Source organism: Sanguibacter sp. Z6_81 (assembly GCF_057180625.1).
Window position 1 is genome coordinate 485,121 of the sequence record NZ_JBXUFV010000002.1, and the last position, 24,828, is coordinate 509,948.

The 24,828-nt window shown below is 70.0% G+C and carries 26 protein-coding genes; 14 read left to right on the top strand and 12 right to left on the bottom strand.

The genetic code is table 11. The features are described 5' to 3' along the window. Window positions 1-8: 8 nt before the first annotated feature. Both AC2AXK_RS07190 and AC2AXK_RS07195 read left to right on the top strand, forming a co-directional pair. Window positions 9-1,901, top strand: a complete 1,893-nt coding sequence (locus AC2AXK_RS07190; RefSeq protein WP_484344670.1) for a DEDD exonuclease domain-containing protein — start codon at window positions 9-11, stop codon at window positions 1,899-1,901. Further along, on the top strand, window positions 1,902-2,183 hold the full coding sequence (locus AC2AXK_RS07195) for an Lrp/AsnC family transcriptional regulator (protein WP_484344671.1): 282 nt from the start codon (window positions 1,902-1,904) through the stop codon (window positions 2,181-2,183). A gap of 60 nt (window positions 2,184-2,243) precedes the next feature. Here the strand turns inward: AC2AXK_RS07195 and trpD are convergent, their stop codons facing one another. Continuing rightward, window positions 2,244-3,308 carry an anthranilate phosphoribosyltransferase gene (gene trpD / locus AC2AXK_RS07200; RefSeq protein ID WP_484344672.1) on the bottom strand — a complete coding sequence of 355 codons (1,065 nt, stop codon included), beginning with the start codon at window positions 3,306-3,308 and terminating at the stop codon, window positions 2,244-2,246. Next, entirely contained in the window at window positions 3,305-3,730 is a 426-nt protein-coding gene (locus tag AC2AXK_RS07205; protein ID WP_484344673.1) for a response regulator transcription factor, read from the bottom strand. Before AC2AXK_RS07205 ends, trpD begins: the two co-directional genes overlap by 4 nt. 247 nt (window positions 3,731-3,977) lie before the next feature. Here AC2AXK_RS07205 and ctaE point away from each other — a divergent pair, with 247 nt between their 5' ends. The 5 genes from ctaE to AC2AXK_RS07230 all read left to right on the top strand — a co-directional run bounded on the left by ctaE (window position 3,978) and on the right by AC2AXK_RS07230 (window position 8,992). Beyond that, complete coding sequence (ctaE, locus tag AC2AXK_RS07210; protein WP_484344674.1) at window positions 3,978-4,628, top strand: aa3-type cytochrome oxidase subunit III; 651 nt, start codon at window positions 3,978-3,980, stop codon at window positions 4,626-4,628. Between the two features lie 90 nt (window positions 4,629-4,718). Next, window positions 4,719-5,498: a cytochrome bc1 complex diheme cytochrome c subunit gene (gene qcrC, locus AC2AXK_RS07215; protein ID WP_484344675.1), complete on the top strand. Its 780-nt coding sequence runs from the start codon at window positions 4,719-4,721 to the stop codon at window positions 5,496-5,498. Next, window positions 5,495-6,526 (top strand): cytochrome bc1 complex Rieske iron-sulfur subunit, encoded by a 1,032-nt coding sequence (gene qcrA, locus AC2AXK_RS07220; protein WP_484344676.1) that lies wholly within the window; start codon window positions 5,495-5,497, stop codon window positions 6,524-6,526. The genes qcrC and qcrA overlap by 4 nt, the downstream gene beginning before the upstream one ends. Then, complete coding sequence (gene qcrB / locus AC2AXK_RS07225) at window positions 6,523-8,235, top strand: cytochrome bc1 complex cytochrome b subunit (protein ID WP_484344677.1); 1,713 nt, start codon at window positions 6,523-6,525, stop codon at window positions 8,233-8,235. The genes qcrA and qcrB overlap by 4 nt, the downstream gene beginning before the upstream one ends. A 133-nt stretch (window positions 8,236-8,368) precedes the next feature. Further along, complete coding sequence (locus tag AC2AXK_RS07230) at window positions 8,369-8,992, top strand: superoxide dismutase (protein WP_484344678.1); 624 nt, start codon at window positions 8,369-8,371, stop codon at window positions 8,990-8,992. A 418-nt stretch (window positions 8,993-9,410) separates the two neighbouring features. Here the strand turns inward: AC2AXK_RS07230 and AC2AXK_RS07235 are convergent, their stop codons facing one another. The 3 genes from AC2AXK_RS07235 to ctaC are packed head-to-tail and all read right to left on the bottom strand — an operon-like array spanning window position 9,411 to window position 12,489. Further along, a complete protein-coding gene (locus AC2AXK_RS07235; RefSeq protein WP_484344679.1) occupies window positions 9,411-9,809 on the bottom strand; it encodes a cytochrome c oxidase subunit 4 in 399 nt (132 codons plus the stop codon). Further along, complete coding sequence (gene ctaD, locus AC2AXK_RS07240; RefSeq protein ID WP_484344680.1) at window positions 9,806-11,593, bottom strand: aa3-type cytochrome oxidase subunit I; 1,788 nt, start codon at window positions 11,591-11,593, stop codon at window positions 9,806-9,808. Before ctaD ends, AC2AXK_RS07235 begins: the two co-directional genes overlap by 4 nt. After that, window positions 11,593-12,489, bottom strand: coding sequence for an aa3-type cytochrome oxidase subunit II (ctaC, locus tag AC2AXK_RS07245; protein ID WP_484344915.1), 897 nt, complete (start codon window positions 12,487-12,489; stop codon window positions 11,593-11,595). Before ctaC ends, ctaD begins: the two co-directional genes overlap by 1 nt. Before the next feature lie 185 nt (window positions 12,490-12,674). On the opposite strand from ctaC, the gene AC2AXK_RS07250 reads away from it, so the two are divergent. Further along, window positions 12,675-13,880, top strand: a complete 1,206-nt coding sequence (locus AC2AXK_RS07250; RefSeq protein WP_484344681.1) for a cysteine desulfurase family protein — start codon at window positions 12,675-12,677, stop codon at window positions 13,878-13,880. Further along, a complete protein-coding gene (locus AC2AXK_RS07255; protein ID WP_484344682.1) occupies window positions 13,877-14,134 on the top strand; it encodes a sulfurtransferase TusA family protein in 258 nt (85 codons plus the stop codon). Before AC2AXK_RS07250 ends, AC2AXK_RS07255 begins: the two co-directional genes overlap by 4 nt. A 158-nt stretch (window positions 14,135-14,292) precedes the next feature. On the opposite strand, the gene AC2AXK_RS07260 is transcribed toward AC2AXK_RS07255, so the two are convergent. Then, window positions 14,293-14,643, bottom strand: a complete 351-nt coding sequence (locus tag AC2AXK_RS07260) for a HesB/IscA family protein (protein ID WP_484344683.1) — start codon at window positions 14,641-14,643, stop codon at window positions 14,293-14,295. A gap of 149 nt (window positions 14,644-14,792) precedes the next feature. Then, entirely contained in the window at window positions 14,793-16,019 is a 1,227-nt protein-coding gene (locus AC2AXK_RS07265) for a glycerate kinase (RefSeq protein WP_484344684.1), read from the bottom strand. Between the two features lie 53 nt (window positions 16,020-16,072). On the opposite strand from AC2AXK_RS07265, the gene nadA reads away from it, so the two are divergent. Together nadA and AC2AXK_RS07275 are read left to right on the top strand one after the other, a co-directional pair. Next, window positions 16,073-17,284, top strand: a complete 1,212-nt coding sequence (gene nadA / locus AC2AXK_RS07270) for a quinolinate synthase NadA (RefSeq protein WP_484344685.1) — start codon at window positions 16,073-16,075, stop codon at window positions 17,282-17,284. A 113-nt stretch (window positions 17,285-17,397) separates the two neighbouring features. Continuing rightward, complete coding sequence (locus AC2AXK_RS07275; protein WP_484344686.1) at window positions 17,398-17,928, top strand: acyl-CoA thioesterase; 531 nt, start codon at window positions 17,398-17,400, stop codon at window positions 17,926-17,928. A gap of 40 nt (window positions 17,929-17,968) precedes the next feature. Here the strand turns inward: AC2AXK_RS07275 and AC2AXK_RS07280 are convergent, their stop codons facing one another. Next, window positions 17,969-19,315: a M20/M25/M40 family metallo-hydrolase gene (locus AC2AXK_RS07280; RefSeq protein ID WP_484344687.1), complete on the bottom strand. Its 1,347-nt coding sequence runs from the start codon at window positions 19,313-19,315 to the stop codon at window positions 17,969-17,971. Between the two features lie 55 nt (window positions 19,316-19,370). Between AC2AXK_RS07280 and AC2AXK_RS07285 the strand changes: the two genes are divergently transcribed. Both AC2AXK_RS07285 and AC2AXK_RS07290 read left to right on the top strand, forming a co-directional pair. Beyond that, window positions 19,371-19,982 carry a DUF3043 domain-containing protein gene (locus tag AC2AXK_RS07285; RefSeq protein WP_484344688.1) on the top strand — a complete coding sequence of 204 codons (612 nt, stop codon included), beginning with the start codon at window positions 19,371-19,373 and terminating at the stop codon, window positions 19,980-19,982. 49 nt (window positions 19,983-20,031) lie between these two features. Beyond that, complete coding sequence (locus AC2AXK_RS07290) at window positions 20,032-21,042, top strand: aldo/keto reductase family protein (RefSeq protein ID WP_484344689.1); 1,011 nt, start codon at window positions 20,032-20,034, stop codon at window positions 21,040-21,042. A gap of 22 nt (window positions 21,043-21,064) precedes the next feature. Here the strand turns inward: AC2AXK_RS07290 and AC2AXK_RS07295 are convergent, their stop codons facing one another. The 4 genes from AC2AXK_RS07295 to AC2AXK_RS07310 all read right to left on the bottom strand — a co-directional run bounded on the left by AC2AXK_RS07295 (window position 21,065) and on the right by AC2AXK_RS07310 (window position 23,176). Continuing rightward, window positions 21,065-21,280, bottom strand: coding sequence for a hypothetical protein (locus AC2AXK_RS07295; protein WP_484344690.1), 216 nt, complete (start codon window positions 21,278-21,280; stop codon window positions 21,065-21,067). Next, window positions 21,277-22,308, bottom strand: coding sequence for a quinone-dependent dihydroorotate dehydrogenase (locus AC2AXK_RS07300; protein WP_484344691.1), 1,032 nt, complete (start codon window positions 22,306-22,308; stop codon window positions 21,277-21,279). The genes AC2AXK_RS07295 and AC2AXK_RS07300 overlap by 4 nt, the downstream gene beginning before the upstream one ends. Window positions 22,309-22,388: 80 nt before the next feature. Beyond that, window positions 22,389-22,823 (bottom strand): hypothetical protein, encoded by a 435-nt coding sequence (locus AC2AXK_RS07305; RefSeq protein WP_484344692.1) that lies wholly within the window; start codon window positions 22,821-22,823, stop codon window positions 22,389-22,391. Beyond that, window positions 22,820-23,176 carry a hypothetical protein gene (locus tag AC2AXK_RS07310; protein WP_484344693.1) on the bottom strand — a complete coding sequence of 119 codons (357 nt, stop codon included), beginning with the start codon at window positions 23,174-23,176 and terminating at the stop codon, window positions 22,820-22,822. Before AC2AXK_RS07310 ends, AC2AXK_RS07305 begins: the two co-directional genes overlap by 4 nt. 79 nt (window positions 23,177-23,255) lie before the next feature. On the opposite strand from AC2AXK_RS07310, the gene AC2AXK_RS07315 reads away from it, so the two are divergent. After that, entirely contained in the window at window positions 23,256-24,764 is a 1,509-nt protein-coding gene (locus AC2AXK_RS07315; protein WP_484344694.1) for a leucyl aminopeptidase, read from the top strand. Window positions 24,765-24,828: the final 64 nt, after the last annotated feature.

Below are 24,828 nucleotides of genomic sequence, written 5' to 3' on the forward strand. Positions count from 1 at the left end.
TTCGGCCCATGCTCGCGCAGCCAACCGACGAGACGCGTCCGCTCCCAGGCCTCCGCCAGGCCGGGAGACGGATCGGCACTCCGACCCCAGACCTCACGTGGGCGCAGCCCGGCGTGCCCGTCCAGCTCACGCTCGACGAGATGGGCACGCCCCTGCGGGACGTCACATTCGTCGTCGTCGACCTCGAGACCACCGGCGGCTCGGCCAAGGATTCAGGGATCACCGAGATCGGAGCCGTGAAGGTCCGCGGTGGTGAGATCCTCGGCGAGTTCCAGACGCTCGTGGACCCCGGGGTCCCCGTCCCGGCCTTCATCGCACGGCTCACCGGGATCACCACGACGATGCTCGTCGGCGCGCCCCGCATCGAAGCCGTGCTGCCCGCATTTCTCGAGTTCGCGCGCGGTGCGGTGCTCGTCGCGCACAACGCACCGTTCGACATGTCGTTCCTGCGCGCAGCCGCCGCGCGCATGGACCTGCCCTGGCCGCCGGCGCAGGTCCTCGACACCGTTCCCCTCGCACGACGTGTCGTGACCCGGGACGAAGCACCGAACCACAAGCTCTCGACCCTCGCAGCGCTCTTCCGCGCCACCGTGATCCCGGACCACCGTGCGCTCTCGGACGCCCGCGCGACCGTTGACGTCATGCACGCGCTCTTCGACCGTCTCGCTCCCCTCGGCATCACGCACCTCGAGGATCTGGCGACCGCGACGGACCCCGTCCCGGCGGACGTCCGGCGCAAGCGACACCTCGCTGACGGGCTGCCCACGGGTCCGGGGGTCTACATGTTCGTCGGCCCCCGCGACGAGGTGCTCTACGTGGGGACATCCACGTCGATCGCACGGAGGGTCCGGAGCTACTTCACGGCCTCGGAGAAACGTGGGCGGATGATCGAGATGATCCGGCTCGCAGAACGGGTCCGGGCCGTGCCGTGCGCGACCCAGCTCGAAGCCCGGGTGCGCGAGCTACGACTCATCACCGAGCACGCGCCGCGCTACAACCGGCGCTCGAAGTTCCCGGAGCGGATGCACTGGGTCCGGCTCACGGCCGAGGCCTTCCCTCGCCTGACCATCGTCCGCGATGTCCGGCAGGACGCCCCTGGCCGGTACGAGCCGCACATCGGCCCGTTCGCGTCGCGGGCGCGGGCGCAGCTCGCCCTCGAGGCTGTGCAGGCGGCTCATGACATCCGTCAGTGCACCCGCAAGCTGCCCGCCGTGACGAGCGCGACCACTGGGGCGTGCGCTCTCGCTGAGATGGGACGCTGTGGCGCTCCGTGCGTCGCGGAGGACAGTCGTCCACCCGGAGCCTCGTCGGAGCCGTACACGTCCGTCGTGGGCAAGGTGCGAGAGTCGTTGCACGGTGACCCCGACCGGGTCGTGGTGGGGCTCTCCGCACGGATCCAGGACCTCGCGCGCAGTGAACGGTTCGAGGACGCCGCCACCGAGCGGGACCGGCTGGCGGCGTTCCTCGCCGCAGCGGCCCGCGCACAGCAGATCCGACCGTTGAGCGGATGCTCCGAGATCGTCGCCGCCGGACCGGCCGAGCAGGGCGGGTGGGAGATCGTCGTCGTCCGCCACGGCCGGCTGGCAGCAACCGCAGTGAGCGCGCCAGGTCACGACCCGTACGTCGCCATCCACGCGGCGACGGCTGCTGCCGAGCACGTCATCGCTCGCCCCGAGCCCGCGCCAGCCTGCCACCCGGAGGAGACCGACCTCGTCGTGCGATGGCTCAGCAGGCCGGGCGTCCGCCTCGTGGAGACCTCCGGCACGCTCACCTGCCCCGTGCGGGGCGCGGGACGCTACCTCGACGGCACGACCGCCGAGGTCGTCACGGCGAGCCTCGCACGGCATGATCGGACCATGCCCACACCCACGGGCACGACCACCACTGCGAGGAGCGCGTAGATGCCCACGGCAATCGTCATGATCGACACGGACCAGGCACGGATCCCGGAAGCCGCTGCCGCGATCGCCGACGTCAGCGGAGTGTCGGCGGTCTATTCGGTGACCGGAGAGGTCGACCTCATCGCCGTCGTCAAGGTGGACGACCATGAGGAGTTCGCCGACGTCATCGCGGACCGCATCAGCAAGATCCCGGGCGTGCACAGGACACGGACGTACCTGGCGTTCCGCGAGTACTCGAGCAGCGACCTCGATGCCGCGTTCGCCCTCGGGCTCGAGGACTAGGCGCTCGCTGCCCGGCGGCCGACCGTCGGGCAGCGAGGACTAAGTTCGGATCAGCGAGGACTAACCTCGGATCGCGTCCGCGCGACCCGACGCCGCGACCCAACGCCCGAGGAGCGCCGTCGCGGCACCGGAGTCGACGGCAGCGGCCGCATGGTCGATGCCCCGCCGCAGGCGCGCCGCCAGATCGCCCTCCGCCGTGCCCTCGAGCGAGCCTTCCGCGACGAGCGCGGCTGCGGCGTTGAGCAGGACCGTCTCCCGTACCGGTCCCCCGCCACCTGCCAGGACGTCGCGCGCCACCGCAGCATTGGCGGTGGCGTCGCCGCCCCGCAGGTCGGCGATCGCCACCGGTGCGAGGCCGAGATCGGCGACAGGATCGAGGGAGTGCAGCACGACCTCGTCCGCCACCACTTCCCAGACCTGCGCGGGGCCGGTCGGTGCGAGCTCGTCGAGGCCGTCCGCGCCCCGGAACACGAGCGCCTTCGTCCCCCTGCGGGCGAACACCCCGGCGATGAGGGCCGCCATGCGTGCGTCCGCGACACCCACCGCCGTCGCCGACGGCTGGGCCGGGTTGGTGAGCGGCCCCAGGAAGTTGAAGACCGTCGGGAGCCCGAGCTCCCGACGCACCTGCCCGGCGTGCCGCATCGACGGGTGGAACACGTTCGCGAAGCAGAAGGTGATCCCCACCTCGTCGGCGAGCTCGGCCACCCGCTCCGGGGTGTGGTCCAACCGGATGCCGAGGGCCTCGAGCACGTCCGCGGAACCGGAGGACGACGACGCTGCGCGATTGCCGTGCTTGACGACCGTCAGACCGGCCGCACCGAGCACGATCGCGGCCATCGTCGAGATGTTCACCGTGTGCAGCATGTCGCCACCGGTGCCGACGATGTCGACCGTGCGGCCACCCACCGTGAACCTTCGCGCGTGCGCGAGCATCGACTCCGCGAACCCCGACAGCTCCTCGACGGTCTCACCCTTCGCCCGCAGAGCCACGAGGAATCCCGCGAGCTCGACCGCGTTCGCGCGACCCGACATCACTGTGTCCATGGCCCATGCGGTGTCCGTCGCCGTCAGGTCCTGCCCGCCGATGAGCGACGCCGTGAGGGCCTTCCAGCTCGTCGCGCTCACGTGGTACGCCCCGCCGCAGGCACACGCCCGAGCAGCGAGCCGACCTCCCGCTGCAGCTCGAAGGGGTCGAGCGGACGCGACACGACCCCGTCGGCCAACGACCACGACGCGAGCCACGCGTCCTGCGGCCGCCCGGTGAGGACGAGCACGGGCGGGCAGTCGTAGATCTCGTTCTTCAGCTGGCGGCACACACCCATCCCGCCCGCCTTGTCGGCCTCGCCGTCGAGCACCATGAGGTCGATCCCACCCTCGTCCGCACGCGCGACGACAGCGTCGTACGACGCGACCTCGACCCAGACGAGCTGCTCGCCCGCTGCCGTGACGCTGCCAACAGCGCCGCGCACCGTGTCACGCACAGCCCGGTCGTCGCTGTAGAGCAGCACCGTGCGTGCAGGGGCGGAAGCAGACGGGGTGATCGACATGGAGATCCTCGCAATCGACGTCAGGGGCACAGGCGCCCACGGTGAGCCTACTGTGGCCCCGCCCTGACGCTCCAGACCATTGCGCGACCCGTGCGCGGCGCGTCGAACCGAACGGCCGGTCACCCCCCGCCGATGGGTGCGCACGGACGCACGCGGGCCGCAGTTGGACACGCGGACGGGCATTGTGACATTCGCCGCTGCGCCCGCATGGGCCCTTGGGACCAAACATGCGCCGTCATCGGCCATAATGGTTCCTGTGTCGACTGCAACGGCTGCGCCCTCCGCCCCCCTCCATGTGAGCGTGAACCGACCGAACCCTGTCTCGGTCGGAACCATCGTGTGGCTCGCGAGTGAACTCATGTTCTTCGCCGGCCTGTTCGCGATGTACTTCACGATCCGCGCCACGATCCCTGCAGAGCAGTGGGACGAGGGCGTCGGACACCTCAACCTCACGTTCGCTCTCATCAACACCTGTGTGCTGGTCGCGTCCTCGGTGACGTGCCAGATGGGCGTGTGGGCCGCCGAGCGGTTCCAGCCGCGACGCACCGGCTCGCTCCTCCAGTTCACCAAGTGGGGCATGAACGAGTGGATCACCCTGACGTACATCATGGGGTCCTTCTTCGTCGCCGGGCAGATCTTCGAGTACGCCGAGCTCGTCGAGCACGGCCTGACGATCTCGTCGAGCCCGTACGGTTCCGTCTTCTACCTGGCAACGGGCTTCCACGGCCTGCACGTCGTCGGCGGACTCATCGCCTTCCTCGCCCTCCTGGGCCGGTCGTTCACCGCGAAGAAGTTCGGCCACCACGAGGCCACCACGGCGATCGTCGTGTCGTACTACTGGCACTTCGTCGACGTCGTGTGGATCGCTCTCTTCGGCGTCATCTACTTCCTGCAGTAAGTCATCCCCGTCTGCCCGTGCAGGCGCCCGTGCCCAGCGCACGCTCCGTCCCTGTTTTTCTGTCACCCCCTGCGAGACGAGGATCCATCCGTGAAGGCACTCGCCGCCCGCCGACACCACCGGTTGACGCCGGTCGTGCTCCTGCTGCTGGCGCTGTTGGTCACCGGCGGCATCTATGCCGTCCTGTCGCCGAGCCCCGCCAGAGCCGAGACGACGACGTCTGAGGACATCGAGAACGGCGAGAAGCTCTTCCAGGCGAACTGCGCCTCGTGCCACGGCACCAACGCCGAAGGCCGGGGCAACGCCCCGTCCCTCGTCGGCGTCGGTGCGGCCGCGGTCGACTTCCAGGTCGGCACGGGCCGCATGCCCATGCAGACCAACGGCCCGCAGGCGCTCGCGAAGCCTCGTCAGCTCGACGAGGAGCAGACCCGTCAGCTCGCGGCCTATGTCGCATCGCTCGGTCCTGGACCGTCGATCCCCACAGCCCAGCAGGTCAACCCCGCGCTGGGAGACGCCGCCAACGGCTCGGTCATCTTCAGCACCAACTGCGCCATGTGCCACAACGCTGTCGGCGCGGGCGGCGCGCTCTCCGAGGGCAAGTTCGCCCCCGCCCTGTGGGACACGACTCCCGAGCACATCTACGAGGCCATGACCACCGGGCCCGCATCGATGCCCGTCTTCAACGAGGCGACGCTCACGCCCGAGGAGAAGCGCGACGTCATCGCGTACCTCGTCGAGCAGCGTGACGGCTCGGCCGGCGGCCTCGGCCTCGGCTCCCTCGGCCCTGTCAGCGAAGGCCTGTGGGTCTGGATCGTCGGAATCGGCGCCCTGATCGGGTTCTCCATCTGGATCGGAGCGAAGTCCTCATGAGTGTGCAGAAGAACTCGGGCGACGTCGTCACGGCGGCCGGATCCGACATCGAGAAGTTCGACGACCCCGGACTGCCGGAGCACCGCGACCGCATGGCGGACCGCGACCCGAAGGCCGCGAAGCGGGCCGAGCTCCAGGTCGTCATCCTCTTCGTGCTCTCCATCATCGGCACGATCGGCATGATCGTCGCCTTCTTCGCGCTGCGACCCGACGGAACCACCGAAGGCCTGCGCCTCACGAACTTCGCGCTCGGTTTCGGGTTGTTCCTCTCGCTCATCGGGATCGGCCTCGCCGCCGTGCACTGGGCGAAGACCCTCATGTCCGACCACGAGCAGGTCGACGAGCGTCACGAGATCCGGAGCCCCGACGACGTCCGCAAGGACGCTGTTGCAGCGCTCAGCGCTGGAGCGAAGGACTCGGGTATCGCCCGTCGCGGGGTGCTCAAGGGTGCCGTCGTCACCGCGCTCGGTCTGTTCCCGCTGACCATCGCCGTGCCGCTCATCAGCTCCGCGGGTGGCGACTGGGACATCAGCAAGTTCAAGCACACGATGTGGAAGAAGGGGATGCGTCTTGCGACGGACCCCGCAGGCCGCCTCATCAAGCCCTCCGACCTCACCGTCGGTTCCGTCGTGCACGTCATCCCTGACGTCCCGGCGGAAGAGCGCCTGACGCACCACTGGATCACCGAGAAGGCCAAGGCTGTCGTTCTCCTCGTCCGTCTCGCTCCTGAGGACCTCAAGGAGGCCGAGGACCGCAAGGACTGGTCGTACCACGGCATCGTTGCGTACTCGAAGATCTGCACGCACGTGGGATGCCCTGTCGCACTCTACGAACAGCAGACCCACCACCTGCTGTGCCCCTGCCACCAGTCGACGTTCGACGTGGCCGACGGCGCGAAGGTCGTCTTCGGACCCGCGCACCGCCCGCTGCCTCAGCTGCCGATCACCGTGGACGACGAGGGCTACCTCGTCGCGCAGGACGACTTCGACGAGCCCGTCGGACCGAGCTACTGGGAGCGCCTCAAGTGAGTACATCCCCCACCACACGGGCGGCAGCGGGTACCGCTGACTACCTCGACCAGCGCACCGGGATCGGCCACGCGGTCAAGGGCTTCGCGCGGAAGGTCTTCCCTGACCACTGGTCGTTCCTGCTCGGCGAGATCGCGCTCTACTCGTTCGTCGTGCTGCTCATCTCGGGCGTCTTCCTCGCCATCTTCTTCGTGCCCTCGATGGGACTCGTCGAGTACTCGGGGCCCTTGGCGTCGATGAACGGTCGACTGGTCTCCGAGGCGTACGCATCGACGCTCGACATCTCGTTCAACGTCCAGGGTGGTCTGCTCATGCGGCAGATCCACCACTGGTCCGCGCTCATGTTCGTCGCTGCGATCGTCGTGCACATGATGCGCGTGTTCTTCACCGGCGCCTTCCGCAAGCCGCGCGAGCTCAACTGGATGGTCGGGTTCCTCCTGCTCATCCTCGCGCTCGCTGCGGGCTTCACCGGATACTCGCTCCCCGACGACGTGCTGTCGGGCAACGGGCTGCGGATCACCGACGGAGTCGTGAAGGCGATCCCGTTCGTGGGCGCGTACCTCTCCTACTTCCTCTTCGGTGGCGAGTTCCCCGGCGACGCGATCATCCCGCGCCTGTTCACGATGCACATCCTCGTCGTACCCGCTCTGATCCTTGCGCTCATCGGCCTCCACCTGCTGTTCGTCGTCGTGCACAAGCACACCCAGTACCCGGGCGGTGGACGCACGGACAAGAACGTCGTCGGATTCCCGCTCTTCCCGGTGTACGTCGCGAAGGCTGGCGGATTCTTCTTCATCGTCTTCGGCGTCCTCGCTCTCATGGGCGGGACGATGGCGATCAACAACGTGTGGAACTACGGTCCCTACGACCCCTCCCCCGTGTCGGCCGGTGCACAACCCGACTGGTACATGCTGTTCCTCGAGGGATCGCTCAGACTCATGCCCGGGCAACCCGAGTACGTGATCGGTGGGTACACGTTGTCCCTCAACGTGCTCATCCCGGCCGTGGTCATCCCTGGCCTGCTGTTCACGTTCCTCGCGGTCTACCCCTTCCTCGAGGCCGCGGTGACGCGCGACAAGCGGGAGCACCACGTCCTGGACCGCCCGCGCAACGTGCCTGTGCGCACCGGCCTGGGCGTCGCGTTCCTCACGGCGTTCATCATCCTGGCCATCGCCGGGTCCAACGACCTCATCGCGACGCACTTCGATCTCTCGCTCAACGCCATCACGTGGGTGCTCCGGATCGCCTTCTTCGTCGCCCCGGTGATCGCGTTCTGGGTCACGAAGCGCATCTGCCTCGGGCTGCAGCGCAAGGACCGCGAGCTCGTGCTCCACGGGCACGAGAGCGGTCGGATCGTGCGGTTCGCCAACGGCGAGTACATCGAGGTGCACACCCCGCTGTCGGACGAGGAGCGGTGGGTCCGGGTCAACTACGACGCGCACCGCCCTCTCGAGATCGCTCCACGAGAAGACTCTCGCGGCGTGCGCCGCAAGGGCTACCGCAAGGATCAGATGCTCCAGAAGCTCTCGCGGTTCTTCTACGAGGACCGGGTGGAGCCCGTCACGCCGGCTGAGCTCGCAGCAGCTCAGTCACACGGGCACCACGATGCGCTCGAGTCTTCGGAGTCGGAGTCCTCGCTCGCAGTCATCGGCGCGGACGGCAGCACCACGGGTGGTCACCCCGCGGACAGCACCGGGCACCAGCACTGATCTTGCTGCAAAGTAGGTGAGTGGCCCGTGAACAACCGCCTCGGATGAGGCCACGTTCACGGGCCACTCGTATTTTATTTTCCAGTGAGTCACGGCAGCACTGCCGTGGAAGACGCACCAGGAGGACTTCGCAATGGCTGTCTACACCTTGCCCGAGCTCGGCTACGACTACGGTGCGCTCGAGCCGCACATCTCAGGTCGCATCATGGAGCTCCACCACTCCAAGCACCACCAGGCGTACGTGACCGGGGCGAACACCGCCCTCGAGAAGCTCGCCGAGGCGCGTGAGAAGGGCGACTTCGCAGCGGTCAACCTCCACGAGAAGAACCTCGCGTTCAACCTCGGCGGCCACGTCAACCACTCCGCGTTCTGGACCAACCTCTCCCCCGAGGGCGGCGAGCCGCAGGGTGAGCTCGCTGCTGCCATCGACGAGGACTTCGGTTCCTTCGACGCGTTCAAGAAGCACTTCGCCGCGGTCGCCGCGGGCGTGCAGGGATCCGGCTGGTCCATCCTCGCGTGGGACTCCCTCGGCCAGAAGCTCATCATCGTCCAGCTGTACGACCAGCAGGGAAACATCCCGCTGGGCCTCGTGCCCATCGTCCTGCTGGACGTGTGGGAGCACGCCTACTACCTCGACTACGCGAACGTCCGTGCGGACTACATCGCCGCGTGGTGGAACATCGTCAACTGGGCTGACGCGGCGGCGCGCTTCGACCGTGCCCGCAGCCAGACCGCAGGGCTCATCGTCCCGGCCTGACACATGACGTGACGGACGTCTTCACGTCCGGCGCTGCACCACACCAGAGAGGCACCTCCCCCCGGGAGGTGCCTCTCGTCGTCCTCAGCACCGCACCTCCCCCCCGGGAGGTGCTTTCGTCGTCCTCAGCACCGCGTTCGCCCCTGGGGCCTCTACCGACCCGTCCCGGCGCCTCCGTGTATGCCCCGCCCTTGCCGGGGCCCCCTGCCTGGGGCGTGCTGGGACTCTCCCGCCGCACTTAGCGCGCGCCGTCGAGATCCCGCGCCCGGGTGAGAGCGCGTGCCTCCCAGTCTGCGGCGGGTCCCGTCGGGCGAGGAGCGCACCGCATGAGAAAAGAGGCCCTCCCGCGACGGGAGGGCCTCTTGGATGCGCTGCGCGCGGTGCCGCGTTCTACCGGGCTGAGGCCCGGTCACGCCGATCAGTGGGCGTGGAGCCCACGCGAGTACTCGAACACCCAGCCGACGAGCGCGATGATGGAGAAGACCACGCCGATGCCGAAGATCCACCACCCTGCGGCCAGTCCCAGGAAGCAGATCGCCGCGCCGGCCCCGATGGCGAGGGGCCACCAGCTCCAGGGGGCGTAGACGCCCTGCTCCCCCGCCCCCTGAGCGATCTCGCCCTCAGGGTCGTCCTCCGGCCGCGCGTCGATACGACGCGCGGTCGACATGAGGTACCAGCCGATCATGGCGACGAGCCCGGTCGTGAGGAACAGCGCCGTCGTGCCGACGGGCTCCCACCGGCTCCAGAGCCCGTAGACGACCGCGACGAGAAGGAAGAACGGAGCCAGGTAGGTGAAGAACTTGCTCTCGATCTTCATCGGGTGCCCTCGCTGTCGGTCGGAGTGTCAGGGGTCGAGGAGTCCGACACGCGCCGTGCGGCATCCTCCTGCTCGCCGCGACGGTCCGCTTCACCGTAGATGACGTCCAGCATGCCCTTGTTGGGCTGGTGGTAGTCCATCGCCGCGACCTCGGGGTGGTGCAGGTCGAAGGCGGGACGCTCGGAGCGGATCCGCGGAAGCGACACGAAGTTGTGGCGCGGCGGCGGGCACGACGTGGCCCATTCCAGCGACGACCCGAAGCCCCACGGGTCGTCCACGGTCACCTTGGGCGCGTTGCGCCACGTGATGTAGACGTTCCACAGGAACGGCAGGGTCGAGGCGGCGAGGATGAACGAACCGACGGTCGACACCTGGTTCATCCAGGTGAAGCCCTCCTCCGGCATGTAGTCGGCGTAACGCCGCGGCATTCCGGCGACGCCCAGCCAGTGCTGGATGAGGAACGTCATGTGGAACCCGATGAACAGCAGCCAGAAGTGCAGGCGGCCGAGGCGCTCGTTGAGCATGCGTCCCGTGAACTTCGGCCACCAGAAGTAGAACCCGGCGAACATCGCGAACACGACGGTCCCGAAGACGACGTAGTGGAAGTGCGCCACGACGAAGTAGGAGTCAGAGACGTGGAAGTCCATGACGGGGCTCGACAGGATGATGCCCGTCAGACCACCGAAGAGGAATGTCACGAGGAAGCCGATGGACCAGAGCATCGGCGTCTCGAACGTGAGCTTGCCGCGCCACATCGTGCCGATCCAGTTGAAGAACTTCACCCCGGTGGGCACCGCGATGAGCATGGTCATGAACGAGAAGAACGGCAGCAGCACCGCGCCGGTGACGTACATGTGGTGCGCCCACACGGTCACAGACAGGGCGGCGATGGCGATGGTCGCGTAGATGAGCCCCTTGTAGCCGAAGATCGGCTTGCGGCTGAAGACGGGGAAGATCTCGCTGACGATGCCGAAGAACGGCAGGGCGATGATGTACACCTCGGGGTGGCCGAAGAACCAGAAGAGGTGCTGCCAGAGGATCGCTCCTCCGTTCTCGGGGTTGAAGACCTGCGCACCGAGGCGGCGGTCCGCTCCGAGAGCGAACAGCGCGGAGGCGAGCGGCGGGAACGCCATGAGCACGAGCAGGCTCGTCACGAGCGTGTTCCACGTGAAGATCGGCATCCGGAACATCGTCATGCCCGGCGCGCGCATGGTGATGATCGTCGTGATGAAGTTGACGGCTCCGAGGATCGTCCCGAACCCGGTCATCGCCAGGCCGAAGACCCACAGGTCACCGCCGAGCCCGGGGCTGAAGGTCGTGCTCGACAGCGGCGCGTAGGCGAACCATCCGAACGATGCCGCACCCTGCGGGGTGAAGAACCCGGCGCAGGCGATGAGTCCACCGAAGAGGTAGAGCCAGTACGCGAACATGTTCAGACGCGGGAAGGCCACGTCGGGTGCACCGATCTGCAGCGGCATGATGACGTTCGCGAAACCCGCGAAGAGCGGCGTGGCGAACAGCAGCAGCATGATCGTCCCGTGCATCGTGAACAGCTGGTTGTACTGCTCGGTGCTCTGCACCACCTGGATGCCGGGCTCGAACAGCTCCGCCCGGATCACCAGCGCCATGAGGCCACCGATGCAGAAGAAGATGAACGACGTGATGAGGTACATGTACCCGATCACCTTGTGGTCGGTCGACGTGACCCACTTGATGACGGTCCGTCCGAGCGTCTGACGCGCAGGCGCCAGGCCGGGGACCGTGGTCGTAGCCGCGGCGGCCATCAGTTCTCACTCTCTCGGGGACCCGAGGGGATCCCGTGCTGTCGGTTCAGGTCGAGACCGAGCTGGCCCGTCTGGCCCTTGTCGGCCAGCGCCTGCATGTGCGCGTCGTACTCCTCGGGTGAGACGACCATGACGTTGAAGAGCATGCCCGCGTGCCACTCTCCGCAGAGCTCGGCGCACTTGCCGGCGTAGACGCCCTCACGCATGGGGGTCACCTGCCACACGTTGGTGCGGGAGGGGATCATGTCGAGCTTGTCGAGGAACGCCGGGATCCAGAAGGAGTGGATGACGTCGCGGGACTCGAGCTGGAACTCGACCCGCTGCCCGACGGGCAGGTAGAGGGTCGGCAGCGTGGGGCTCGTCCCAGGGGCGCCGAGCGTCTCGGTCAGCTCACCCGGGCGCTCTGCGTGGACGCCGGAGTCGTAGACGTCATCGTCGACGTAGTTGAAGTCCCAGCTCCACTGCTTGCCGATCACCTGGATGGTGAGGTCCGGCTCAGCGGACGTGTCGCGGATCTCGGCCTGGTCGCGGGCGGTGAAGAAGAAGAGCACGCCGACCATGACGAGCGGCACCGCCGTGTACATGATCTCGAGCGGCAGGTGGTAGCGGGTCTGGACCGGCAGCACCTCGTCGTTCTTGCGCTTGCGGTACACGATCACGCACCAGAGCATCAAGCCCCAGGTGATGATGCCGACGATCATGGCAGCGATCCACGAGCCCACCCACATCGATGTGAAGGTGTCGGTCTGGTTCGTCACAGGTCCGTCGGTGAACCCCGGGAGGAAGCCACGCTGGGCTTCTGGGGAACATCCGGATACTGCGAGCGCGACGAGCACGGCGGCTCCGAGGAGCCTGCCTTGTGTCCGCCGACTGCGGGTGGGGCGTTCCGAGCGCAAAGGAGGGCCTTTCACTTCGCGTCCTGTCGTCCGACCCCCGGAAAAAGGGCAGCGAGCAGGACCTTCGTCCTCGACAGCGCCAAGCGTATCGCGCAACCGGTCGTGCGCAGGCCCGCACGACGCCGGTTGCGGTGTGACGAATGCCCGGTCACCCTCTCTCGCGCCCCAACCGATACGGTGGTCGCGTGACTGACGGCACCGCTCTCGGCGCGTCCCCCACGCGCGTCCACCTCGATGCCGGCGGGAGCGCCCACCCCCACGAACGCGCCCGCCTCGCCTTCGAGCAGGCTCTCGGCGAGGGGTGGGCCGACCCGCGCCGGCTGTCGTCCGAGTCGCGGCGCGCGTCGGCGCTCCTGGGGGCTGCGCGCGAGTCGGTCGCGCACAGCCTCGGGGTCCGGACGCAGGAGGTGCACTTCGGTCCCTCGCACACGGCGGTGCTGCACGCAGCGGTTCGCGGTGTCGTCCGCGGCCGACGGCGTGCAGGCGGGACGGTGGTCACGTCAGCGGTCGAGCGATCGGCGGTGCTCGATGCCGCCTCGTTCGTCACCGGGCCCGGTCGGGTCGACGTGCGCGGATCCGGTGTGACGAACGCGCACGTCCCCGCGCACGTGCGCATCCCCGTCACTCGGACGGGCCAGGTCGACGCAGAGGTCTTCGCCGGTGCGCTCGTGCCCGGTGTCGCGCTCGCGGCGCTGCAGCACTCGAACGGCGAGGTCGGGACGCTGCAACCGCTCGACGCGGTCCATGCGGCGGCACGTGCTGCCCGCGTCCCGCTCCTCGTCGACGCCGGAGCCGCGATCGGACACGTCGCGGTACCGCAGGCGTGGGACGTCCTCGCGGCAGATCCGGCTGACTGGGGCGGTCTCGCGGGGATCGGCGTGCTCGCGGTCCGTCCCTCCGTGCGGTGGGCGGCGGACTGGCCGGAGGATGCCGACGCGTGGTTCCCGGGCGGGGTGAGCGTTCCGCTCGCCTTCGCAGCAGCGGCGGCGCTCGAGGCGGCGCAGGACGACCTCGACGCGCAGGCCGTCCGGCGCCGGGAGCTCGTCGACCTCGTCCGCAGCCGGGTCATCGACATCCCTGACGTCGAGGTCGTCGGAGAGCCGGTGGACCGGCTCCCCCACGTCGTGACGTTCTCCTGCCTCTATGCCGACGGCGAGGCGCTCGTCTCGGCGCTGGACCGGGCGGGCTTCGCGGTGGGCAGCGGGTCCGCGTGCGCATCGACGACGCTCGATCCGAGCCACGTGCTCGCCGCCATGGGTGTGCTCACCCACGGGAACGTGCGTCTGGCGCTCGACCGGACGACGACCGCCGCCGACATCGAGGCCTTCCTCGACGCCCTCCCCGAGGTCGTCGCCGGCGTCCGCAGCATGCTCGGTGCGCAGGGCCTGTGAGCGACGCCCACGTCGTGGATGCCCGCGGCCTACGCTGCCCGTTGCCGGTGATCCGGCTCGCCGCGGCCGCTCGCGACCTCCCGGCGGGAGTACTGGTCGTCGTGTGGAGCACAGACCCGGCAGCGGAGCACGATGTCCCGGCCTGGGCTCGCATGCGGGGTCACGCGGTCGTCGCGTCCGCGCGTGAGCACGACGGCGACGGCGGGCACCTCGCGCTGACCGTCGAGCTGGGCGCCGGTGCCCCACGGGGCTGATCGCGCTCACCCGTCTGCTCTCTTCACGCTGCGCGTCTCGCGGATCACCAGCCCGTCGTCCCGGAACGCGACAGGGCACGGAAACGCGACAGGGCCCGGATCGTGCGATCCGGGCCCTGTCGTCCGCGTGCGGGCGGGTGTCGTCCGTCAGCGGGTGGTCAGCTGAAGGAGCCCCCGCACGCGCAGCCGTCGCCCGCGTTGGGGTTGTCGATGGTGAAGCCCTGCTTCTCGATCGTGTCAGCGAAGTCGATCGTCGCGCCGTCGAGATACGGCACGCTCATCTTGTCCACGACGACCTCGACGCCGTCGTAGTCGCGCAGCGCGTCGCCGTCGAGCACACGCTCGTCGAAGTACAGCTGGTAGATGAGGCCCGAGCAGCCGCCCGGCTGGACAGCGACGCGCAGACGCAGGTCGTCACGGCCCTCCTGCTCGAGCAGGTCGCGGATCTTCTGGCCGGCGACGTCGGTCAGCAGGACCCCGTGGGTCGCGGTCTCGGTGGTCTCGGTCATGGTGTCTCCCCACAATGAAGAAAATAGACGGGTGTGCGGCGGTGCCCGGGAACCCGGTTGCGGCCCCGCCAGGCGCATCTCTCGTCGGGTGGTGCCAGCGTGAGGTTCAACCACGCGTCCTCACGCTTTGTTCCCACCAGCGTAAGCCCTCAGCGGGTCGTGCCGGCGAGCCTGCTCGGGGACCAGGTCCGGGCCAGGCGTTCCGCACACCTGCCGAGGTCGTCGAGGAGCTCGCCGGGACCGGGCTCCTCGACGAGCGGGACCGCTCCCCGGCCAACGACGGTGTGGAGCGAGGAGATGCCGTGCGCGGAGTACTCCCGCGTGCTCATGAGCGAGGAACCTGCGACGACGAGGCACGGGATCCCCACCTCGCCAGCTGCTCGTGCGGCCTCGCGCACGGCTGTGAGCTCGAAGGTCGCGCCATCGAGCTCGCCCCGGACGGCGACGACGAGGTCGACCGACGCGACGCGTCGGTCGAGGTCGACGGCCGACGCCGCGACACCTGGTCCTGGGAGCAGCCGGCCCCCGAGCGCGACGAGCGCGAACCCCGCTCCGCCGCCGGCTCCGGCGCCGGCCGTGCTGGCCGACGACCGGGATGCCGCCGACGCGCTGCGGGCGGTTGCGAGCGGCAGGAGCTGGCGCGGGCCTGGCACACCCTCCCGCAGGGCGTGCGCATAGTGACCGAGCGCACGTTCGAGCTCCTGCGCGGTCTCGTCGTCGAGCACGCCCGCCCGGGCCGCGCCCGCGCTCGTGCCGTGCAGACCGAGCAGTGCGATGTCGGTCGCGACAGCGCCGACGAGGTCCGCCCCGGCCAGCCGTCGGTGCGCGGCGACGAGCACCTCGTGCCAGGTGGCCGGGTCTGCTCCGAGGAGATCGATGACCGCTCGTGCGGCACCGGGACGGGTCGGCCCGGGGCCCTGCGCGTGCTGCGCCGTCGACTCCTCGAGGCCTGCGAGCATCGAGGCCGCAGCCTGGGAGCCCTGCTGGGCGGCGAGCGTCAGGAGCAGGCCTGCCCCGCCGTCCGGCACCTGCCCGGGCGCGGGCCCGGCATCGAGCCCGACGACGACCCGGGTCGCACCGCAGTCGAGCGCGTGAGCGACCTGCGCGCCCAGAGACTGCGACGTGGCACCGTCGCGGCGCTCGACGTACGCCGTGCGGTCACCGCCGGTCCCGCGGACGACAAGGAGCCCGTCGGCGTCCAGGCCGACGCCGAGAGCCTCGGCGAGGAGCGGGACGACTCCGCGTCCGCCGTCGGGCAGCCCGAGTCCCGCCACGACGTCGTGCGGAGCACCACGCAGCCACCCGGACGCAACCGCACGCGCGACGTCCCCCGTCGGAGCGGGCGGGAAGGAGTCGGCGACGACGAGGACGTGCATGGTGCCATCCTCGCGCACGAGAGCCCTCTCCGGGCACGGAGCACCATGAGATGATGGCGCGCGTGAGCACCCTCGTGAACTCGACCTTCGCAGAGCCCCAGGCATCGCCCGCGCTTCTCCTCCTCGGCCAGGGTCGCGACCTCGCGTCCGAGCGGGGTGTCGAGTGCACGGGGGAGCTGCCGGCCGCGAGCGACCCCGACCTCGTCGCCCGCGCACGGGCTGCCCGCGCGGCACTCGGAGACCGTGCGTTCGTCCTGGGTCACCACTACCAGCGCGACGAGGTCATCGACTTCGCGGACGTCACCGGGGACTCGTTCAAGCTCGCCCGCGAGGCGGCTGCCCGCCCGGAGGCCGAGTTCATCATCTTCTGCGGCGTGCACTTCATGGCTGAGAGCGCGGACATCCTCACCTCGGACGACCAGCGGGTGATCTTGCCGGACCTCGCCGCGGGATGCTCCATGGCGGACATGGCCGCGATCAACCAGGTCGAGGAGTGCTGGGACGTCCTCGCGGACGCGGGCATCGTCGACGCCACCGTTCCGGTGACGTACATGAACTCCTCCGCGTCCATCAAGGCGTTCACCGGCAGGCACTCGGGAACGGTGTGCACCTCGTCGAACGCCGAGGTCGCGCTGCGGTGGGCGTTCGACCAGGTCGGCGGTGTCGACGGCACGGGCAAGGTGCTGTTCCTGCCCGACCAGCACCTGGGACGCAACACCGCGCTGCTCAAGCTCGGTCTGCGCCCTGAGGACTGTGTCGTGTTCGACCCCCGCAAGCCGGACGGCGGGCTCACGTACGAGCAGCTCCGTGACGCACGGATGATCCTGTGGCGCGGCCACTGCTCCGTGCACGGGCGGTTCTCGGAGCGCAACGTCGCGGACATCCGTGCTGCGGTTCCGGGCGTCAACGTGCTCGTGCACCCGGAGTGCAAGAACGAGGTGGTGCAGGCTGCCGACCTCGTCGGATCGACCGAGTTCATCATCTCGACGCTCGACGCCGCGGCACCAGGGTCGGCATGGGCGATCGGCACCGAGCTCAACCTCGTGCGCCGCGTCGCGCGTGCGCACCCGGACAAGCAGGTGCACTACCTGGACTCGACCGTCTGCTTCTGCTCGACGATGAACCGCATCGACCTCCCGCACCTCGTGTGGGTCATGGAGTCTCTCGTGGCCGGGCGGCTCGTCAACCAGATCGTCGTCGACCCTGACGACGCGCACTGGGCGCGGGTGGCGCTCGACCAGATGCTCGCGCTGCCCGGACTCTGAGCGGAGCCGGCCTCGCCGGACGCCGGTCCCCCGACCTCCCGGACCGACCGGGGCCCGGCCCCCGGGTCCGAGTCCGCCTACGCCTGGATACCTGCTACTCGTAGTACCGTGCGATGGTGACCCGCCAGATCGCGCTCGCCCTCGCCACGTTCCGTCCACGCCGCCCCGTCCCGGGCCAGACGCTGCTCGACCCGTCGATCACCCGGACCCGCGTGCGGCCCGGCGACCTCGACATCTACCTCCACGTGAACAACGCGGTGTACCTCAACATGATGGACGCCGCGCGGAGCAACCTCATCGCCGACTGCGGCGCGATGCCGACCCTCAACGCTCGCGGCTGGTACCCGGTGGTTGCCGCATCGACGATCCTGTACAAGCGTTCGCTCACGCTCTGGCAGCCCGTCGTCATCACGACGCGCGTCCTGGGGTGGGACCCACGGCTGGCCTACCTCGAACAGGTGGTGACCGTCCGCGGAGAGCTCGCCGCGCGGGCGATCGTCGCCGCCCGATTCCTCGGCAAGGGCGGGACCCGGGTCCCCGCGCCCGACGTCGTCGAGCTGCTCGGCGGACCGCCGCAGACGCCCACGCTGCCCGACGACGTGCTCGCCTGGGCACGCGCACTGGACATCGCCCACCGCTCCTGACGTCGCGACGCCCGGGCACGAACGGGCCCGGGCGTCCGCGTCAGGACCGACGCCCGAGCCTGGAGAGCAGCAGCGCCTCGGCGAGCACGACCTTCTCGAGCTCCCCGAGATGGACGGACTCGTCGGCGCCGTGCGCGCGAGAGTCAGCGTCCTCGACCCCCGTCACGAGGATCGCGGCGTCCGGGTAGACGTCGAGCAGGTCGGCGATGAACGGGATGGAACCCCCGATGCCGATGTCCACCGGCGCAGTCCCCCATGCCTGCTCGAAGCACGCGCGTGCCGTCTGCATCGCCGCGGAGTCGGCGGGCGCCTGGAACGACCGACCGAGCTCACCAGGGCGGATGACCACCTGCGCGCCGAACGGTGCGTGGGAGGTGATGTGGGCCTGCAGCGCCGCGAAGGCCTCCTCAGGGTCCTGGCCGCCCGCGATGCGCAGCGAGAGCTTGGCCGTCGCGCGCGGTGCGAGCGTGTTCGACGCCGTGGCCACCGCCGGCGCGTCCAGACCGATGACGGCGAGGGCAGGGCGGGTCCACATCCGAGCGGAGAGCGGACCGGTCCCGGCCAGCGTCGCGCCCTCGACGAGACCGCTGTCGGCGCGGAGCTCGGCCTCGTCGTAGTCGACCGTGGGGTCCGGCCCACTGGCCAGGCCCGCCACCGCGACCGAGCCGTCGTCGTCGTGCAGGGTGGCGATCAGCCGGGAGAGGAGCGTCACGGCGTCGAGCACCGGGCCGCCGTACATGCCCGAGTGGACCGCGTGGTCGAGCACGGTGACCTCGACCTCGCAGTCGACGAGCCCGCGCAGGGACGTCGTCAGCGCCGGCACCCCGACCTTCCAGTTCATGGAGTCGGCGACGACGATGACGTCGGCCTGCAGGAGCGACTCGTACTCGGCGAGGAACGCCCCGAACGCGGGCGAGCCGATCTCCTCCTCGCCCTCGACGAAGACGGTCACCCCGACCTCGAGATCGTCTCCCAGGGCCCGCAACGCACCCAGGTGCGCAATGATCCCCGCCTTGTCGTCAGCGGCGCCACGTCCGTACAGACGGCCCGCGCGCTCCTGCGGCTCGAACGGCTCGCTCGTCCAGTGCTCGCGCTCGCCCGGGGGCTGCACGTCATGGTGGGCGTACAGCATGACCGTCGGCGCCCCGTCGGGCGCCGGCCGGCGCCCGACGACCGCGGGCCTGCTCCCACCGGCGCTGAGCACCTGCACGTCGGGGAGGCCCGCAGCGCGCAGGAGCTCTGCGACGGCATCGGCGCTCGCGGCGACGTGCGCCTGGTCGAAGGCCGGGGCGGAGACGCTCGGGATGCGGACGAGGGCCTCGAGGTCAGCACGCAGGACGGGGAAGAGCTCGCTCACGCGGGCACGGAGGTGGGAGAAGTCGCTCATCACAGCACCGTATCGCGGGCACCTGGGCGCTCGTGGCGTCGACTACGATCGGTGGGTGTTCTCACGCAAGAAGCCCTCAGACGCCCCAGACACCTCGGCCACCCCCGACGACGCCACGGCGACGGCCGCCGAGATCGAGCAGTCGGTCGGCAAGGGTCGCCCCACCCCCACCCGGCGCGAGGCCCAGGCCGCCAACAAGCGTCCGCTCGTCCCGGACGACCGTCGGGCGGCCGCGAAGGCGGCGCGCGCCAAGCAGCGCGAGGTCCGCGAGCGTGAGTACAAGGCGATGAAGACGGGCGACGACAAGAACCTGCCCTACCGGGACCGGGGCGCCGTGCGCCGGTACATCCGCGACTATGTCGACGCCCGCTGGAACATCGGCGAGATCTTCCTCTTCCTCGCGGCGCTGTTCCTCGTCGTGACGTTCGCCGCGCAGCAGAACGCCTACATCGCCCTCGGCGCGATCGTCGCGCTCTACCTCGTGGTGCTCCTCGCGATCGCCGATGCGTTCATCATGTGGCGGATGCTCAAGAAGCGGCTCATCGCGAAGTTCGGCGAGGAGCACCTCGTCCGCGGGACGGCGATGTACGCGGTCATGCGCGCGTTCCAGATCCGTCGTGCCCGCCTGCCCAAGCCCATGGTGAAGCACGGTGAGTACCCGTCCTGACCGCTCGCGCCCGCGAGCACGACCCGCACGGCGTGGTTAGGGTCGTGAGATGGTCAACTATCGATACCTCGGCAACTCCGGTCTCAAGATCACGGAGATCACCTACGGCAACTGGCTGACGCACGGCTCGCAGGTCGAGAACGACACCGCCACCGCATGCGTCCACGCCGCGCTCGACGCGGGCATCACGAGCTTCGACACCGCCGACGCCTACGCCAACACGGCTGCTGAGCAGGTGCTCGGCGACGCTCTCGCCGGTCAGCGGCGCGAGAGCCTCGAGATCTTCACGAAGGTCTACTGGCCCACGGGTCCGGGCGGCGCAAACGACTCCGGCCTCTCCCGCAAGCACGTCCTCGAGTCCATCAACGGGTCCCTGCGGCGCCTCGGCACCGACTACGTCGACCTCTACCAGGCGCACCGCTACGACACGGAGACCCCGCTCGAAGAGACGATGCAGGCGTTCGCCGACATCGTCCGACAGGGCAAGGCGCTCTACATCGGCGTGAGCGAGTGGACCGCGGACCAGCTCCGCGCGGGCCACGCGCTCGCCACGGACCTGGGCTTCCAGCTCATCTCCTCCCAGCCCCAGTACTCGATGCTGTGGCGCGTCATCGAGGACGAGGTCGTGCCCGCGTCGCAGGAGCTCGGCATCTCCCAGATCGTGTGGTCGCCCGTGGCCCAAGGTGTCCTGTCCGGGAAGTACCGGCCGGGCGCCGAGCTTCCTGCCGGGTCGCGCGCGACGGACGAGAAGGGTGGCGCGAGCTTCATCCAGCGCTTCCTGCGCGACGACGTGCTCGAGCGCGTGCAGAACCTGCGGCCGGTCGCGGACGAGCTGGGCCTCACTCTTGCGCAGCTCGCGGTCGCCTGGGTGCTGCAGAACCAGAACGTCGCCGCCGCGCTCATCGGCGCATCGCGGCCCGAGCAGGTCGCCGAGAACGTCAAGGCGTCCGGGGTCGAGATCCCCGCGGAGCTGATGACACGGATCGACGAGATCCTCGGCGACGTCGTCGAGCGCGACGCCGGCAAGACCGCAGAGGGAGCCCCGAAGCAGCGCCCGTAGCCCACGGGTCAGCGAGCAGCGGTCACGGCACGTGCGTCGACAGGCGCACGGCCGTGGCCGCCTGCCTCCCGTCGTGCAGCAGGCGAGACTCCGCAACACCCTGCTCCGCCAGCCCACGCCACTGCTCTCCGAGCCATTGCTCGGCGTCGTACTGGGTGGTGAACACCGGGCTGATCGGCTCCTCGAGCACGGAACCGTCAGCGGCGACCATCTGCCACACCCACCGCGGGGGGATCATCGCAGCAGCCCCGTGTTGACCCGGCGCGCCCACAGCGGACCCTCGTAGACGAAGCCCGTGTACCCCTGCGTGAGGTCAGCGCCCGCGTCGAGGTAGGCGCGAGCGTCTGCAGCGGTGCGGATGCCACCGGCACCGATGATGACCGTGCCCGGACCGAGCCTCTCCCGCAGTCGGGCCACGACCGTGAGCCCGCGCTCGAGGAGCGGCGAGCCCGAGAGCCCACCCGGCCCGAGGTCGTGGTTGATCGTCGTGTTCACGGCCACGACTCCGTCGAGGCCGAGCTCGAGGACGAGGTCGGCGACGGCGTCGATGTCGGTGTCCGCAAGGTCGGGGGCGATCTTCACGAGGAGCGGGATGCGGGGGCGGCCCGCGGACTCGCACGCCCGGTCCGCCGCTGCCCGGACCGCGACGAGGATGGGCCGGAGCGCGTCGACGGACTGCAGGTCCCGGAGCCCGGGAGTGTTCGGGGAGGAGACGTTGACCACGAGGTAGTCGGCGAGCGGGGCGAGCAGGCTCGCACTCGTCGCGTAGTCACCGGGGGCCTCCGCAGCCGGGGTGACCTTCGTCTTGCCGATGTTCGCCCCGACGAAGATCGCGCGACCGGACCTCGTCGAGCGCAGGTCACGGAGCCGCTGCGCGGCTTCCGCCGCTCCCCCGTTGTTGAAGCCCATCCTGTTGCGGACGCCCCCGAGCTCGATCTCCCGCCACATCCGCGGCTTCTCGTTGCCCGGCTGCGGCTGCGCGGTGACGGTGCCGATCTCGACGAACCCGAAGCCGAGCATCGTCAGGCCCCGGACGGCCTCCGCATTCTTGTCGAACCCACCGGCCAGCCCGAAGGGCGCCGGGACGCGGCGCCCGAACACGCGGACCCCGGGGCCCCGCTGCAGGTACGGCGCGAGCGCACCTTGGACGACGCCCGCGAGGACGGGCACCCGCCCGACACCGGCGATGAGGCGGAAAGCGACCGTGTGGGCGCGCTCAGGGTCCATCCGTCTGAAGACGGCGTTGAAGAGGAGAGGGTAGATCATGGCCGCTGGATGTCCTTCGGTCGGGTCGTCGTGCAGAGCGGGTGGGGCAGGACGGGGCGGGCGCGCGCGCCGCACGTCGGTCACCGGGTGGCGCCCTCCCGGGTGCGCAGGAGCCAGACGAGGCCGATCACCGGCAGGACCAGCGGGACGTATCCGTACCCCTGGCCGAATGCCGACCACACGGTGCTGTCGGGGAAGTCCGCCTGGTCGACGAGCGTGAGCACACCCACGGTGAGCACCCCGACGAGCTCCGTCCCGCACGCGACCCACGCCACGGTGCGCCAGCGCCCTGTGCCCTTGGCCAGGGCCACGGTGGCGACGATGTAGACGATGCCGGCCGCGAGCGACAGGGAGTACGGCACCGGCGCCTGGGACCCGTCGGAGATCAGCTGGTAGGCGCCGCGGACGGTCGCCGCGAGCGCGAGGATCCCGTAGACGAGGACGAGCAGGCGCCCGAAGCCGCTGGCCGTGGACGCGGGCCCGTGGGGCTGCGGGGCGGACGGGGGCGCGCTCATGCTGCCCAGACCTGGGTGAGACGGAACTCGAGGAACACGACGGTGAGTGCGGCGACCACCATGACGACCGAGCTCCACCGGGTGCGCTCCGCGAACGCCCAGGCAGCGGCGAACGGGAGGATGAGCAGGACCGTGAGGAGGTAGCCCCACAGCTCGCCCGCCCGGACGTCGTACGACCCCGTGAGCAGGATCCCTGCGGCGACGATCACCTGGACGACGAGCAGACCTTCCACGACCGCCGCACCCCAGAGCTGCTTGAGGACGACAGCGCGGTCCTGGATGACGAACCACGTCGCCCAGCCGGCCTGGGCGAGGGCCACGGCCGCGATGAGGATGGTCAGGGGTGCGAACACAGGACGAGGTTACCGCTCGCGCTGCCGGGGCCGTATGCCGCCCGGTCCTGCGGGCAGGTCCGAGGGTTACCATCGAGCGGTGGCAGACATCTCCTTCACCAGCACAGACATCAGCACGATCGCGACCGAGGCCCTCGTCGTCGGGGTGACCGGGACGCGCGACGCGCTCTCCGTCGTCTCCGCGCAGCCGCTCCCGGCACGCGTGCTCGCAGCCCTCGCACCGGACCAGCTCCGGGTGCTCGGGGTGCGCTCGGACGCCGAGTCGATCACGCGGCTCCCGGCGGGCGACGGCCTGGCGGCACGCGTTCTCGTGCTCGCCGGTCTCGGCACCTCCCCGGCGACGCCGGAGACCCTGCGCCGCGCTGCGGGGGCGGCCGTGCGGTCGCTCGCCGGCGGAGGCAGCGTCGCCGTCGCGCTGCCCGGCGCCGAGGTCGCCGACGTGGCAGCGGTTGCGGAGGGAGCGCTCCTCGGCGCCTACGCCTACCGGACGTACCGCACGGGTGAGGCAGCCACCGCAGGCACGCCGGTGAGCGACCTCACGATCGTCACGCCGCTCGCGGGGACCGCCGCCGTCACGGACGCCGGCGCGCGCGCCGAGATTGTCGCGCGTGCCGTCCATGGCACGCGCGACCTCGTCAACACGGCGCCCAACGATCTCTACCCGGGTGCCTTCGCGGAGGCCGCACGCAGCGCGGCCCGCGGCACCGGGGTCAAGGTCACGGTCCTCGACGAGAAGGCACTCGCCGCCGGCGGCTACGGCGGGCTGCTCGGTGTCGGCATGGGATCGGTCCGCGGCCCCCGGCTCGTCAAGCTCGTCTACTCCCCCGCTCGCGCCACAGGTCGCGTCGCGCTCGTCGGCAAGGGCATCACCTTCGACTCGGGCGGCCTGTCGCTCAAGCCTGCGAAGGGCATGGAGGCCATGAAGTCCGACATGGCCGGTGCCGCGGCTGTGCTCCACACGGTGCTCGCCGCGGCCCGGCTCGAGCTGCCCGTCGCCGTCACAGGGTGGCTCTGCCTCGCCGAGAACATGCCGTCAGGCACCGCCCAGCGTCCCTCTGACGTGCTGACCGTCCGTGGCGGCACCACCGTCGAGGTGCTCAACACCGACGCCGAGGGCCGCCTCGTGCTCGCCGACGGGCTCGTGGCCGCGCGGGAGGACGGTGCCGACGTCATCCTCGACGTCGCCACGCTCACCGGCGCGCAGATGGTCGCCCTCGGCAACCGGGTCTCTGCGGTCATGGGGACGGACGACGTCCGCGCCGACGTCGTCGCTGCGGCTGGCGCGGCCGGTGAACAGTTCTGGCCGATGCCGCTGCCGGCCGAGCTCCGCGCGAGCCTCGACTCCCCCGTCGCGGACCTCGCGAACATCGGGGAACGGTTCGGGGGCATGCTCGTCGCCGGTCTGTTCCTCAAGGAGTTCGTCGGAGACACCCCGTGGGCGCACCTCGACATCGCGGGCCCAGCCTTCAACGAAAGCGCACCCCACGGGTACACGCCCAAGGGAGGGACCGGAGTGGCTGTCCGCACCCTGCTCTCCTACCTCGAGTCCTGGTCCCCCGGCAGCTCCGCCACCCGAACGGCGGGCTGATCGTCGTCCGGCTCTCACCGCCCCAGGTGCGGGGTGTCTTGAGCGTCACAGCCCGCGACGCCCG

Coding starts and splice junctions, on each gene's coding strand:
- AC2AXK_RS07190 (WP_484344670.1), top strand. CDS start 9: ATGCTCGCGCAGCCAACCGACGAGACGCGTCCGCTCCCAGGCCTCCGC.
- AC2AXK_RS07195 (WP_484344671.1), top strand. CDS start 1,902: ATGCCCACGGCAATCGTCATGATCGACACGGACCAGGCACGGATCCCG.
- AC2AXK_RS07205 (WP_484344673.1), bottom strand. CDS start 3,730: ATGTCGATCACCCCGTCTGCTTCCGCCCCTGCACGCACGGTGCTGCTC.
- ctaE (WP_484344674.1), top strand. CDS start 3,978: ATGGTTCCTGTGTCGACTGCAACGGCTGCGCCCTCCGCCCCCCTCCAT.
- qcrA (WP_484344676.1), top strand. CDS start 5,495: ATGAGTGTGCAGAAGAACTCGGGCGACGTCGTCACGGCGGCCGGATCC.
- AC2AXK_RS07230 (WP_484344678.1), top strand. CDS start 8,369: ATGGCTGTCTACACCTTGCCCGAGCTCGGCTACGACTACGGTGCGCTC.
- AC2AXK_RS07235 (WP_484344679.1), bottom strand. CDS start 9,809: ATGAAGATCGAGAGCAAGTTCTTCACCTACCTGGCTCCGTTCTTCCTT.
- ctaD (WP_484344680.1), bottom strand. CDS start 11,593: ATGGCCGCCGCGGCTACGACCACGGTCCCCGGCCTGGCGCCTGCGCGT.
- AC2AXK_RS07260 (WP_484344683.1), bottom strand. CDS start 14,643: ATGACCGAGACCACCGAGACCGCGACCCACGGGGTCCTGCTGACCGAC.
- AC2AXK_RS07265 (WP_484344684.1), bottom strand. CDS start 16,019: ATGCACGTCCTCGTCGTCGCCGACTCCTTCCCGCCCGCTCCGACGGGG.
- nadA (WP_484344685.1), top strand. CDS start 16,073: ATGGCGCGCGTGAGCACCCTCGTGAACTCGACCTTCGCAGAGCCCCAG.
- AC2AXK_RS07275 (WP_484344686.1), top strand. CDS start 17,398: ATGGTGACCCGCCAGATCGCGCTCGCCCTCGCCACGTTCCGTCCACGC.
- AC2AXK_RS07280 (WP_484344687.1), bottom strand. CDS start 19,315: ATGAGCGACTTCTCCCACCTCCGTGCCCGCGTGAGCGAGCTCTTCCCC.
- AC2AXK_RS07290 (WP_484344689.1), top strand. CDS start 20,032: ATGGTCAACTATCGATACCTCGGCAACTCCGGTCTCAAGATCACGGAG.
- AC2AXK_RS07295 (WP_484344690.1), bottom strand. CDS start 21,280: ATGATCCCCCCGCGGTGGGTGTGGCAGATGGTCGCCGCTGACGGTTCC.
- AC2AXK_RS07300 (WP_484344691.1), bottom strand. CDS start 22,308: ATGATCTACCCTCTCCTCTTCAACGCCGTCTTCAGACGGATGGACCCT.
- AC2AXK_RS07305 (WP_484344692.1), bottom strand. CDS start 22,823: ATGAGCGCGCCCCCGTCCGCCCCGCAGCCCCACGGGCCCGCGTCCACG.